Raw genomic sequence first — 13,572 nt, 5'->3', positions numbered from 1 at the left:
TGTTGTCAACGGCGACGGAACAGCGGCAGCGGTTCGTCGGTGGCGGCCTGATAGGTCACCGAGAAGTCCTTGAGACCTTCAAGGGCTTCGTACGGGTCTTTATCGGCACGGATCGCGAACGCATCGAAACCGCAGCGGTGCATGTAGAACAATTGATCGCGCAGCACATCACCAATTGCCCGCAGTTCGCCTTTGAAACCATAACGGTCACGCAGCAGGCGAGCATTGGAGTAGTTGCGACCATCGGTGAAGGCCGGGAAGTTCAAGGCGATGACCTTGAACTGATCCACGTCGTCACCGATTTCTTCGGCTTCTTCATCGGCATCCAGCCAAATGCCCAGGCCGCCGTCGCGAGCCAGGAGCATACGGCTGTGTTCGCGCCACAACTGCAGCGGGACGATGTAGTCGTCGCAGTTGGTGATCTCGTCGATGTTGAAGTCCTTGGGCAGCAGGTGCCAGGTTTCGTCGACGACTTCGTTGTTCTTAATGATTCGCTGCATAGACGCGCTCCTTGAAGAGGTCGATGCCGATACGCTGATAGGTGTCGATGAAGCGCTCATCTTCGGTACGTTGTTCGATGTACACGTCGATCAGCTTCTCGATCACATCAGGCATGGCTTCCTGTGCGAAAGACGGGCCGAGGATCTTGCCCAGGCTCGCATCGCGGCTGGCGCTGCCGCCCAGGGACACCTGGTAGAACTCTTCGCCTTTCTTGTCCACCCCGAGAATGCCGATGTGGCCGACGTGGTGGTGACCACAGGCGTTCATGCAGCCAGAGATGTTCAGATCCAGCTCGCCAATGTCGAACAGGTAGTCCAGGTCGTCGAAACGGCGCTGGATCGACTCGGCGATCGGGATCGATTTGGCGTTGGCCAGGGAGCAGAAGTCGCCGCCCGGGCAGCAGATGATGTCAGTCAGCAAACCGATGTTCGGCGTGGCAAAACCTTGCTCGCGCAACTCGCCCCACAGGGTGAACAACTGGCTCTGCTCGACATCGGCCAGAATAATGTTCTGCTCGTGTGAGGTGCGCAGCTGACCGAAGCTGTAACGATCGGCGAGGTCGGCCACGGCATCGAGCTGCTTGTCGGTGATGTCGCCCGGCGCAACGCCAGTCGGCTTCAGGGACAGCGTCACGGCCACATAACCCGGCTTTTTGTGCGCGAGGGTGTTGCGGGTGCGCCAGCGGGCGAAGCCCGGGTGCTGCTTGTCGAGCTCGGCCAGTTCGGCTGTCCGGTTGTCCAGAGCCTTGTAGTCCGGATCGACGAAGTGTTTGGCCACGCGATGCACTTCGGCGTCGGTCAGCGTGGTCTGGCCACCGCGAAGGTGTTCCATTTCCGCGTCGACTTTCTGCGCGAACACTTCAGGCGTCAGGGCCTTGACCAGAATCTTGATCCGCGCCTTGTACTTGTTGTCGCGACGACCGTAGCGGTTGTAGACCCGCAGGATGGCGTCGAGGTAGCTCAACAGGTCCTGCCATGGCAGGAATTCGTTGATGAACGCGCCCACCACCGGTGTACGGCCCAGGCCGCCACCAACCAGCACACGGAAACCCAGTTCGCCCGCGGCGTTGTGCACCGGCTCAAGGCCGATGTCATGGACTTCGATGGCCGCACGGTCGGATGTCGAACCGTTGATGGCGATTTTGAATTTGCGCGGCAAATAAGCGAATTCCGGGTGGAACGTGGTCCACTGACGGACGATTTCGCACCATGGACGCGGGTCGATCAACTCATCGGCCGCGACACCGGCGAACTGGTCGGTGGTGACGTTGCGCAGGCAGTTGCCGCTGGTCTGGATCGCATGCATCTGCACGGTCGCCAGTTCAGCCAGGATGTCCGGGATGTCTTCCAGGGCCGGCCAGTTGAACTGCACGTTCTGCCGCGTACTGATGTGGGCGTAACCCTTGTCATAGTCGCGGGCAACTTTGGCCATCATTCGCGTCTGGCGCGAAGTCAGTTGGCCATAAGGCACCGCCACCCGCAGCATTGGCGCGAAGCGCTGGATATAAAGGCCATTTTGCAGGCGCAGGGGGCGGAATTCTTCTTCGCTCAGTTCGCCTGCCAGATAGCGTCGGGTCTGATCACGGAACTGCTTGACGCGGTCCTCGATGATCCGCTGATCGTACTCGTCGTATACGTACATATAAGTCCTGTTCTCAGGCTTGGGCCGGTCGGATCCAGTTGCGTTTTTCGCTTGCTGAAGTCTCCGATGCTGCCTCGGCAATTCTGCGCGCACGGCCGCGCACTCCCAACGGAGCGGACGCAAGATACCAGTTTGCAGTTATGCGCAAAAGTGATGTTTGAGTATATGTAAAGAACCAAAACGACTAATGAAACTCATGGAGATAAAACCCCCATTTGTGGTGCGGGCAATCATCGTCTTAACTGTGCTCGAGTCTTTATGCAATCACCGATAAAACCGACAAGAGGCGATGCAATGAGCAACCCAACCAAAGCAAGTAAAAGCGATAGCACGGTCGATGCCTGGGCGATTTTGTTCCTGATCATCCTGGTCGTGGGCACAGCGGTATTCTGGGTCAGCCATCAATAAACGACCCCGTCCGGGCCCAATGCCGACGGTTGTCGGACAGAAATCGGAATAAGCGCCATTCCAGAGGGACTTCGCTGGCTATAATGCGCAGCGGATTTTGGTGGCTCGGACGATTCAATGTTGAAGTTCTTCTGTGGTGTAGTGCTGGCGCTGGGTACGGTCTGGGGACCGTGTGTCCAGGCGGCGTCCGTAGTGTTCCTCAATCCAGGGACCACCCAAGAGACGTTCTGGGTCAGTTACTCGCAGTTCATGCAGGCCGCGGCCAAGGACCTGGGCATGGATTTGCACATCCAGTATTCCGAGCGAAACGCTGAAACCACGCTCAAGCAGGCGCGCGAAGTCCTGCAAGGGCCGAATCGACCGGACTACCTGGTATTCGTCAACGAACTGTACGTTGCGCCCGAGATCCTGCGTCTGGCTCAAGGCAGTGGTGTGAAGCTGTTTTTGGTCAACAACGGCCTGACCGCAGATCAGATGCGTCTGCTCGGCGCTCAGCCGGACAAGTATCCCGACTGGTTGGGCAGCCTGGTGCCCAACAATGAGGAGGGCGGCTACTTGATGCTCAAGGAGCTGATTCGCCTGCATCGCCCGGTCGCGCCCGGTCAGGTCATCGATCTGGTGGCCTTTTCCGGCCTGAAGATCACGCCAGCCGCGCAACAGCGTGAGAAGGGCATGATGCGGGCATTGGCCGAACACCCTGAAGTGCGGTTGCGCCAGTTGGTCTATGGCAGCTGGACCCGTGAGCGCGCCTATGAACAGGCCAGGTTATTGTTCAAGCGTTATCCGCAAACCTCGCTGGTCTGGTCGGCCAACGATGAAATGGCCTTTGGCGCCATGCAGGCTTACGCCGAAACCGGAGGCCAGCCCGGTAAGGACGCGCTGTTCAGCGCCATCAACAATTCACCGGCCGCGTTAGAGGCGCTGTTGGAAGGGCGGTTGAGTGTGCTGTTGGGCGGGCACTTCACTCTGGGTGGTTGGGCGCTGGTGCAACTGCATGACTACGATCAGGGGGTGGATGTCAGCCAGTACGGTGGGCGCGACCGGCAGATTCCGTTGTTGCAGCTGATCGATCACGCACAAGCCAAGCGATTGCTGGCTTTGAGCACCACTCAGGATTACGCGGTGGACTTCCAGAAACTCTCGGCCAAGGGGCGACCGACGTCGTATCGCTACCCGTTCAGCCTGCAAGCCCTGATGCACTGAGCCGGTTCAGATACCCGCCAGGTACACCACCAGTTTGACGATGCCAAACAGTGTCAACGCGAACACTGCCGTGAACAGAATCCCCAGAATCACGAAATTACTCGGTTTGCCGTGGGTGAAATCCCGGGCCCGATTCTTCCCGCTCTGCACCCCGAACGCGGCCGCCAGCACGCTGTGCAGCATCTGCCAGAAGGTCGGCGGTTTGTTGTTGTCGACTGGATCGTCCATAAATCCCTCGCCTGTATGTAGGTTCCCAGAGCATAGCCAATCCCGGCGTCGATGCCGTGAGCGGCCAGGTTGCGATTGAAGCAGTTTGTAACCAGTCCACCGTTGGCAATAACTATGTACCGCAGATTCGCCTTCCTGACGTGATGTCCTGACGCTCCATTTGTCAGGAAAACACTATGTCCATTTCAAACGATAACGCTGCCGCATTGAAGCCGTGGGTGTCAGGAAAAAGCAGCATCCACAGTGAGCTTCTTCAACGCAAGACTCCCGACTGGTTGATCAATGCAACGCCGGAACGACGCGTTGCATTGAAGGAGGCCGGCTCGCAATTGCCAGGCTGGTATCAGCGCGCATCCATCCAGCAACAGAATGTGTTGAGAGAGCGCTTCAGCGCCAGCCTTGTTTCGCAGACCCGGCTGGACAAGACCCTGTCGACTCTTCAAGACATCGACACGTTCGCCAGGCCCTTACTGGTCAAGGCCCTGAAAGACCGGTTTGGGGTTGACGCAGATGTCGACAAGACCCTGGTGTGTCTGCGGCGGCCGCTGGCAATGGGTGTGCTGGAAGTAGAAGTCTCAACATTCGAGGTGATGAAACTTTCATTGCTGCAGGCAGCACTGCATAACTTCGAAGCGTCCGAGTGCGAAAAGGGCGCCTTTCATGAAAAATCCGCTTTTATTGTAGAAACGTCGACCCCTGGCACATTCCAGTTGCCAGCATTAACCTCACGATCAGGCAGTTCCTGTCCCTGTGCCGCACGCTGGATATCGGCGCGCAGTATCAAACCTATGTGAAGGCGTTTTTCCAGCCTGCCGAGGCGCAGCTTGAAGCGACGCTACGCCAGCAATTCATCGACAGTCAGAAGACCGCAATGAGGGCGGCTGCGGAACTGGCGTTGCTGAAAAAGGATATCGAGCCCGCAGACTACAGGATGATCCTTTCGGTCATTGATGGTGAAGTCCATCCCCGGCTGGGTGGCAAGCCAGTCTGGTTTCGTGACTTGAGCCTGATGAAGCGCAGGATGACCGGTTGCGTCGTGTTCGCCATTTGCGAACAGTACCGCTATACCGATGAGTTGATTGTTTATGTACCTCATGACCCGCAGCATCCGCTCAAGCGCTACACCTCCGCGCAGTGGCGCGAAGAGTTCAAGCGGCAGTTCACCACTCGGGATACAACGTCAGCCGATAATGGAGGGCCGACGGCGCACCAGCGCTTTTTCAGCCAGTTCGTGGCTTATGCCGAACACCCTTATTACTTCAGCCAGTTCACTCGTAAAGCGGTGGGTTCACCCACGGATCCGTTACATTCCATCTGGTTCAAGGTTGTTCAGTACATTCCTCCGTTTTCTGACGTCGTCAGAGTCAAGGAACTGCCCCCTGAGCATCAGGGCAAACGGGAACCGGTGGAGGATCCCTATCTCAAGCCCAGCGAAATCAATCGTGTCGGCATGGCAGGAATCTGGTCTGCCAACACCGATCCATGGACGTATCTTTACGAACAAAACGGGGCAAAAGTCATTGCCGATGCGCGTAGCCATGCGGTTCCCACGGCTGACGTCGATGCCAGGGTACGTGCGGAAAAGCTCAATCATCTGCTGGAAGTCGGCATGCTGGGGTTGAACCTGGTGTCGATGTTCGTGCCGGTACTGGGCGAAATCATGCTGACGGTGATGGCGGGTCAATTGCTGTATGAGTCTTTCGAGGGCGCGATCGAATGGAGTGAAGGTGATCGCAACGCCGCCAAGGCGCACCTGATCGACGTGGCGGAAAATCTTGCGCTGATCACCATGATGGCCGGCGCAGGCAAGGGCTTGGGTAAATTGGCAGCGGTGAAACCCGAGCCTGTGGTCGAGCGCCTGGAGCAAATCAAATTGCCCAATGGTGACACCCGGCTGTGGAAGCCGGATTTGCGTGCCTATGAGCTTGATGTCGTGCTGGCGGCCGACGTCCGGCCGGATGCCTTGGGGCAGTACCGGGTCAATGGCAAAACCTGTATCCGGCAGGCCGGCAAAGTCTATGCAACGGGGCAAAAGCGCTGTCGCGCGAAACCTCAAGGAATGCTGGCGTAATTCGCCGTTGGCAGAGCAATTGCCTTTCTTCAGTTCGCTGAATTTGACCTGTGACGACCCGATACCTCTGCTGTCGGCGGATTTTTCCCATGTGCGTGAACTGAGCATCCGTGGGCGGTGCATTACTGATGCCAATGCCAATGCACTGTTGGCAAATTTCCCCGGATTGAATTTCCTGTTCGATGATAGGTGCCGCTCGTGGGATGAGTCTGAGTAAAGGCTCAGCCCTGTAAGTTCCCGCATTGCGCCCAACCCCTCGGGCACATTGCTGAATTCACCTCCCGTTGCATTGATCCTGAGGAAAGCAGCGCGAGATTCATCGAAAAGCTGCGGCGGGCTTGCCCGGGGCTGAGTGATTCTGCAGCCCGAAGCGTTCTGCTTGACGCCAATGTATGCCCTCAAGGTTGGGTGCATTGACGACGCTGCAGGAGCTCAGTGTTTATTTTTCGGATCTCACGCCGATGGCCCTGGATGTCAGTCGTTTACGCAATCTGCGCAGATTGGCAATTTCCTCGCGCGCGCTGCGTGAATGGCCGGTCGGGGTGCTTGATTTACCAATGCTGGAACGTCTGAACCTCAAAGATACCGGGATCGGAACATTGCCCGACGGGGCTTTCCCGAAGAATGAAAAACTGTGGTCCGGCTTGTCCCTGGACTGGTCGAACTTCTCGCGTGAACACTTCAAACCGGCGTTTGAGTACGTCACCCATCACCCCGAGCACCTGGTTGATCGGGAGGAAATGGTCAGGGACTACTGCAAGGGTGAGCTGTCGCGTCTTGCAGTGGGGATGAACGAGTCGCTCGAAGGCATGTTCAACCGGTTTTTCGAACAGTGGCCGGGGGCAGATGCACGGTTCGAGGCGATCGATGCCTTGAGCCAGACGTCAGGCGTGCTCGATCGTCAACTGAAAGACTGGACTCAACGCGTGATGCAGACGCCCAAGGCGATGAACGAGATTGTGGGGCGGGTAACACCCCGGCAATTGGCCGAAGCCCGCCGCGAAGTGATGAAGGCCGAGCACAGCGACGTTTTTTTTGAGGACCTTATCCAGCGTGATTACTGGGTAAGTTATCTCAAGGAAAAATACCCCCAAGCATTCAGGGCACTCGACGAAGCAGACCTGTCGCAGGAACAGGATGACGGGATGGATGTTGACGATGCGAAACTCATGGAGCAGCTGTTTGATCTGACAGCCGCACGTAACGCAAAGATGATCGAACTGTCTCGACAAGAGGTCGAGGCGATTGAGCGCTCCTCTGGCGCAGCACCGCTGCCGGGAACCTCAAGCCGATAATCAGCCTTCCGGCGTCGGGTTAACCGGCGCCGGAATCCTGATTTCAAGGGTGTCTCAGTTGTCGTAACCCAGGTTCGGCGCCAACCAACGCTCGGTCACGCTCAACTCCTGACCTTTGCGTGAGGTGTAACTCTGCACCTGATCCTTGTCGATCTTGCCCACGGCGAAATACTGCGCCTGCGGGTGAGCGAAGTACCAGCCGCTGACCGCTGCCGCCGGGAACATGGCGTAGTGCTCGGTGAGGAACACGCCGCTGCGGCCGGCCTTGAGTTCTTCCGCTTCCGGGTCCAGCAGCTTGAACAGTGTGGCTTTCTCGGTGTGATCCGGGCACGCCGGGTAGCCCGGAGCAGGGCGGATGCCGGTGTATTGCTCTTTGATCAACGCCTCGTTGTCCAGCGTCTCGTCCTTGGCGTAGCCCCAGTAGTCTTTACGCACCTGTTGGTGCAGCCACTCGGCACAGGCCTCGGCCAAACGGTCGGCCAAGGCCTTGACCATGATCGAGTTGTAGTCGTCGCCCGCATCCTGATAGGCCTTGGCCACTTCTTCGGCGCCGATCCCGGCGGTGGTGATGAAGCCGCCCACGTAGTCGGTCACGCCGCTGTCCTTGGGCGCAACGAAGTCGGCCAGGGAGAAGTTCGGTTTGCCGTCGGTCTTGATGATCTGCTGGCGCAAGTGATGCAGCTTGGCCAATGGCTTGCCGTCATCGCCGTAGACTTCGATGTCATCGTCACGCACCTGATTGGCCGGCCAGAAACCGAACACCGCACGAGCGCTGATGAGTTTTTCGTCGATCAGCTTGGCAAGCATTTCCTGTGCATCGGCGTACAGCGCGGTGGCGGCTTCACCGACCACTTCGTCCTGGAGGATGCGCGGGAACTTACCGGCCAAGTCCCAGGAGATGAAAAACGGCGTCCAGTCAATGTATTCGGCCAGCACCTTCAGGTCGATGTTGTCCAGCACCTTGGCGCCGGTGAACGTCGGTTTGACCGGTTCGTAGCTGCCCCAGTCGAACTGCGGCTTCTTGGCGATCGCTACCGGATAGCTCAGGCGTTCGGTACGGGCGCTGCGGTTGGCGGTGCGCTCGCGAACGTCGATGTATTCCAGGCGAGTCTTCTCGACAAAACCGGCCTTCAATTCCTTGGACAGCAACTGCGTCGCCACGCCCACGGCGCGGGAGGCGTCGGTGACATAGATCACCGCGTCGTTGCTGTACTTGGGCTCGATCTTCACCGCCGTGTGTGCTTTGGAAGTGGTCGCGCCACCGATCATCAATGGCAGATGGAAGTCCTGACGCTGCATCTCGCGGGCCACATGCACCATTTCGTCCAGCGAAGGCGTGATCAAGCCGGACAGGCCGATGATGTCGCATTTCTGTTCTTTGGCGACCTGCAGGATTTTCTCCGCCGGCACCATCACGCCGAGGTCGACGATGTCGTAGCCGTTGCAGCCCAGCACCACGCCGACGATGTTCTTGCCGATGTCATGCACGTCGCCTTTCACGGTAGCCATGAGGATCTTGCCCTTGGCTTCCGGTTTGTCGCCTTTTTCCAGCTCGATGAACGGGATCAAGTGGGCCACGGCCTGCTTCATCACGCGGGCGGATTTGACCACTTGCGGCAGGAACATTTTACCGGCGCCGAACAGGTCGCCGACGATGTTCATGCCGGCCATCAACGGGCCTTCGATCACTTCGATCGGGCGCGCAAAGGACAAGCGCGACTCTTCGGTGTCTTCAACGATGTGGGTGGTGATGCCCTTGACCAGCGCATGTTCCAGCCGCTTGTTGACGTCCCAGTTGCGCCACTCTTCGGTCTCGGCTTCCTTGACGCTGCCGTCGCCCTTGTACTTGTCGGCGATGGCGAGCAGGGCATCGGTGCCTTCCGGGGTGCGGTTGAGGATCACGTCTTCGACGGCGTCGCGCAGTTCCACCGGGATCTGGTCGTAGATCTCCAGTTGGCCAGCATTGACGATACCCATGGTCAGGCCGTTGCGGATCGCATACAGCAGGAACACCGAGTGAATCGCCTCACGCACCGGGTTGTTGCCACGGAACGAGAACGATACGTTCGACACGCCGCCGGAAGTCAGGGCGTATGGCAGTTCGTCGCGGATGTAGGCACAGGCGTTGATGAAGTCCACGGCATAATTGTTGTGTTCTTCGATGCCGGTGGCCACGGCGAAGATGTTCGGGTCGAAAATGATGTCTTCCGGCGGGAAGCCGACTTCGTTGACCAGGATGTCGTAGGAGCGTTTGCAGATCTCTTTCTTGCGCGCCTCGGTGTCGGCCTGGCCGGCTTCGTCGAAGGCCATCACCACGACTGCGGCGCCGTAGCGCTTGCAGAGTTTGGCGTGATGAATGAATTGCTCGACGCCTTCTTTCATGCTGATCGAGTTGACGATGCCCTTGCCCTGAATGCACTTGAGGCCGGCTTCGATCACTTCCCACTTGGAAGAGTCGATCATGATCGGGACGCGGGAGATGTCCGGTTCACCGGCAATCAGATTGAGGAAGGTCACCATGGCCTTCTTCGAATCGAGCATCCCTTCGTCCATGTTGATGTCGATCACCTGGGCGCCGGCTTCGACCTGTTGCAGGGCGACTTCCAGGGCTTCGGTGTAGTTGTCTTCACGGATCAGGCGGGCGAACTTGGCGGAACCGGTGATGTTGGTCCGCTCGCCGACGTTGACGAACAAGGAGCTGCGATCGATGGTGAACGGCTCCAGGCCCGACAGGCGGCAGGCCTTGGAAATGTCCGGAATCTCGCGCGGCGCATAACCGGCCACCGCTTTGGCGATGGCTTCGATGTGCCCCGGCGTGGTACCGCAGCAGCCACCGACAATGTTCAGGAAGCCGCTTTGGGCGAATTCTTCGATAACCTTGGCGGTTTCCGATGGCAGTTCGTCGTACTCACCGAACTCGTTCGGCAGGCCGGCGTTCGGGTGCGCCGATACGTAGGTACTGGCCTTGTTCGACAGTTCTTCCAGGTACGGGCGCAGTTCGCTGGCGCCCAGGGCGCAGTTCAGGCCGACGGAGATCGGCTTGGCGTGGGCCACGGAGTTCCAGAACGCTTCGGTGGTCTGGCCGGAGAGGGTGCGGCCAGAGGCGTCGGTGATGGTGCCGGAGATCATGATCGGCAACTCGACGCCCAGCTCTTCGTAAACCCCTTGCACGGCGAAGATCGCAGCCTTGGCGTTTAGGGTGTCGAAGATGGTTTCGATCAGGATCAGGTCGGCGCCGCCTTCGATCAGGCCCTTGGTGGCCTCGGTGTAGTTTTCCACCAATTCATCGAAGGTCACGTTGCGGTAGCCGGGGTTGTTCACGTCAGGCGACAGCGAGCAAGTGCGACTTGTAGGCCCGAGCACGCCGGCGACGAAACGCGGCTTGTCCGGGGTTTCCAGGGTCTTGGCATCCGCCACCTTGCGCGCCAGGCGTGCGCCTTCTACGTTGAGTTCGTACGCCAGGCCTTGCATGCCGTAGTCAGCCTGGGACACCTGGGTGGCGTTGAAGGTGTTGGTTTCCAGAATGTCGGCGCCGGCATCCAGGTAGGCTTTTTCAATAGCGCCAATCACGTCCGGGCGGGTCAGCACCAACAGGTCGTTGTTGCCTTTTACATCGCTCGGCCAGTCGGCGAAGCGTTTGCCACGGTAGTCCTGCTCCTCGAGCTTGTAGCTCTGGATCATCGTACCCATGCCGCCATCGAGAATCAGGATGCGCTCTTTGAGGGCGTGCTTGAGAGCTTGAAGGCGAACGCTGCGATCGGACATTTGGACTACTCGGTATGGCCATGACGAAGGAGCGGGATAATAACAAACCTGTGCGCTTTTGGAGCATGTGCGGGTTTTGCATGAATATCGTTCATGTTGGTGCGCGGGCCTGACCGGTAGAATCGCGGCGTTTTCTTATGATCAGGACCAGGGATATGTCGTATCGCGTCGTCACCAGCCTATTGATGCTGTTTTTAAGCGGGGGCGCCGCTGCGCAAGGTCCGGATATTTCCTACGTCCGCGACATTCAACCGATCTTCACCGAAAAGTGCGTGGCCTGCCATGCCTGTTACGACTCCGCCTGTCAGCTCAATCTGGGCAGTGGCGAAGGGGCGGCCCGGGGCGCGACCAAAGCGCCGGTCTATGACGGCGAACGCCGTCAGGCCGCAGCACCGACCCGGCTGTTTTATGACGCGTTCGGCAAACGTGCCTGGCAGCAAAAAGGCTTTTATTCGGTGCTCGACGCTCAAGGCAGCCAGGCGGCGCTGATGGCGCGGATGCTCGAACTGGGCCACAAAACCCCGTTGCAACCCAATGCCAAATTACCGGAAGACATCGTCTTGGGCCTGAACCGGGAAAACATCTGCGCCATGCCGGCGGAGTTCGACGGCTACGCCGGTTCCCATCCGAAGGAGGGCATGCCGCTGGCGGTCACCGGCCTGACCGATCAGCAATACCAGACGCTGCAACGCTGGCTGACGTCCGGTGCGCCAATCGATGAGCAGGGTCTGGTGCCCAGCGCCAGGGAAGCCTTGCAGGTGGTGCAATGGGAAAACCTGCTCAACGCGCCGGGCGCTCGGGAGAGTCTGGTGGGGCGCTGGTTGTTCGAACACTGGTTCCTTGCGCACCTCTATTTCAAGGACGGCGAGCCGGGGCATTTCTTTCAGTGGGTACGTTCGCGCACGCCGACGGGCCAGCCAATTGATTTGATCAATACCCGCCGTCCGAATGACGATCCGGGCACTCAGGTCTATTACCGCCTGTGGCCGGTGCAAGGCGTGATCGTGCACAAGACCCACATCACCTACCCGCTGAGCGCGGCGAAGATGGCGCGGGTCAAAAGCCTGTTTTACAGCGGCAACTGGCAGGTCGACGCTTTGCCGGGTTACGGGCCAGAGCGACGGGCCAATCCGTTCACGACCTTTGAGGCCATCCCGGCTCAGGCGCGTTACCAGTTCATGCTCGATAACGCCGAGTACTTCGTGCGCACCTTTATTCGTGGCCCGGTCTGCCGTGGACAGATCGCCACCGACGTGATCCGCGACAACTTCTGGGCGCTGTTCCAGGCCCCGGAGCATGACCTTTACATCACCGATCCGAACTATCGCGGCCAGGCTACGCCGTTGCTGGCGATGCCAGGGCAGAACGATGACGTCGGCAGTGTTCTGAGCCTATGGCACGACTACCGCGACAAGCGCAACGAATATGAAGCCCTGCGCCGCGACAGCTACGCCGATCTGCCGGCACCGAGCTGGTCGACTCTGTGGGCCGGCAATGACAACGCGTTGCTGAGCATCTTCCGGCATTTCGACAGCGCCTCGGTGAGCAAGGGTCTGATCGGTGACGTGCCGCAGACAATGTGGCTGTTCGATTACCCGTTGCTGGAACGCACTTATTACCAGTTGGCGGTCAATTTCGATGTGTTTGGCAACCTGTCCCATCAGGCTCAGACCCGCTTGTACTTCGATCTGATCCGCAACGGTGCCGAGCAGAACTTCCTGCGTTTGATGCCGGCCGACTCACGGGACGGCTTTCTCGACGATTGGTACCAGAACAGCGGCCAGTTCAAGATGTGGCTGGATTACGAGTACATCGACAACGATAAGCCGACGGCGTTGAATCTGGACGAAAAGGATCCGAAACGCGATTTCGCCCTGCAATTGCTGGCCCGATACGGCGAGCTCAACGCCAAACCAGACCCGATCAACCGCTGCGATGGCGCTTATTGCTCGCGACCGAACATCGATCAGGCGTTGCAGAACGCTGAACAGGCCTTGAGCCGACTGACGTCACGCCCGGCCGCCGGTTTGAAAGTCATCGATCTGTTGCCGGAAGCCACGATGCTGCGCATCGAGACCCCAAGCGGCAAGCGCGAGGTCTACAGCCTGCTGCGCAACCGGGCTCATAGCAACGTGGCGTTCCTGCTCGGTGAGTCGCTGCGCTATCAGCTGGGGCTCGACACGTTGACGATGTATCCGGGTGTGCTCAGCAGCTACCCCAACTTCATGTTCAACATCCCGGCCGGCCAAGTGCCTGCGTTCGTCGACGCGATGGAAAACGCGAAGGACGCTGCCAGTTTCGAGAAGATCGTCGAACGTTGGGGCATTCGCCGCAGCCATCCGCAGTTCTGGCAGTATTTCCATGATCTGAGCCGCTATATCCATGACACCAATCCGGTGGAAGAGGGCGTGCTGGACATGAACCGCTACGAAAACCTCTGAAACACCGTTTATCCCGGCG

Annotated in this window: 7 protein-coding genes and 1 pseudogene; 4 read left to right on the top strand and 4 right to left on the bottom strand. The window is 58.7% G+C overall.

All coding sequences use genetic code 11. The features are described 5' to 3' along the window. Nucleotides 1-5: 5 nt before the first annotated feature. Both MEB48_RS11510 and MEB48_RS11505 read right to left on the bottom strand, forming a co-directional pair. Complete coding sequence (locus tag MEB48_RS11510; protein ID WP_237884361.1) at nucleotides 6-500, bottom strand: DUF934 domain-containing protein; 495 nt, start codon at nucleotides 498-500, stop codon at nucleotides 6-8. Continuing rightward, nucleotides 484-2,142 carry a nitrite/sulfite reductase gene (locus MEB48_RS11505; protein WP_237884360.1) on the bottom strand — a complete coding sequence of 553 codons (1,659 nt, stop codon included), beginning with the start codon at nucleotides 2,140-2,142 and terminating at the stop codon, nucleotides 484-486. Before MEB48_RS11505 ends, MEB48_RS11510 begins: the two co-directional genes overlap by 17 nt. Before the next feature lie 525 nt (nucleotides 2,143-2,667). Between MEB48_RS11505 and MEB48_RS11500 the strand changes: the two genes are divergently transcribed. Further along, nucleotides 2,668-3,753 (top strand): ABC transporter substrate-binding protein, encoded by a 1,086-nt coding sequence (locus MEB48_RS11500; RefSeq protein ID WP_237884359.1) that lies wholly within the window; start codon nucleotides 2,668-2,670, stop codon nucleotides 3,751-3,753. A gap of 6 nt (nucleotides 3,754-3,759) precedes the next feature. Here MEB48_RS11500 and MEB48_RS11495 read toward each other — a convergent pair whose 3' ends face one another. Then, nucleotides 3,760-3,981: a DUF2970 domain-containing protein gene (locus tag MEB48_RS11495; RefSeq protein ID WP_237884358.1), complete on the bottom strand. Its 222-nt coding sequence runs from the start codon at nucleotides 3,979-3,981 to the stop codon at nucleotides 3,760-3,762. 176 nt (nucleotides 3,982-4,157) lie between these two features. Here MEB48_RS11495 and MEB48_RS11485 point away from each other — a divergent pair. Both MEB48_RS11485 and MEB48_RS11480 read left to right on the top strand, forming a co-directional pair. Continuing rightward, nucleotides 4,158-6,007, top strand: a pseudogene (locus MEB48_RS11485) (dermonecrotic toxin domain-containing protein); the annotation flags it as partial. Nucleotides 6,008-6,465: 458 nt separating this feature from the next. Next, nucleotides 6,466-7,347, top strand: a complete 882-nt coding sequence (locus tag MEB48_RS11480) for an NEL domain-containing protein (protein WP_237884355.1) — start codon at nucleotides 6,466-6,468, stop codon at nucleotides 7,345-7,347. Between the two features lie 54 nt (nucleotides 7,348-7,401). Here MEB48_RS11480 and metH read toward each other — a convergent pair whose 3' ends face one another. Next, nucleotides 7,402-11,112 carry a methionine synthase gene (metH, locus tag MEB48_RS11475; protein ID WP_237884354.1) on the bottom strand — a complete coding sequence of 1,237 codons (3,711 nt, stop codon included), beginning with the start codon at nucleotides 11,110-11,112 and terminating at the stop codon, nucleotides 7,402-7,404. Between the two features lie 155 nt (nucleotides 11,113-11,267). Between metH and MEB48_RS11470 the strand changes: the two genes are divergently transcribed. Next, the gene (locus MEB48_RS11470) at nucleotides 11,268-13,553 is read left to right on the top strand and encodes a fatty acid cis/trans isomerase (protein ID WP_237884353.1); all 2,286 of its coding nucleotides are present in this window, start codon (nucleotides 11,268-11,270) and stop codon (nucleotides 13,551-13,553) included. Nucleotides 13,554-13,572: the final 19 nt, after the last annotated feature.

It is taken from the genome of Pseudomonas sp. PGPR40 (assembly GCF_022014505.1).
In the GTDB taxonomy this organism is placed as follows: domain Bacteria; phylum Pseudomonadota; class Gammaproteobacteria; order Pseudomonadales; family Pseudomonadaceae; genus Aquipseudomonas.
Note: the sequence above shows the minus strand (reverse complement) of the source record. Positions and strands in the feature narration are given on the sequence as shown.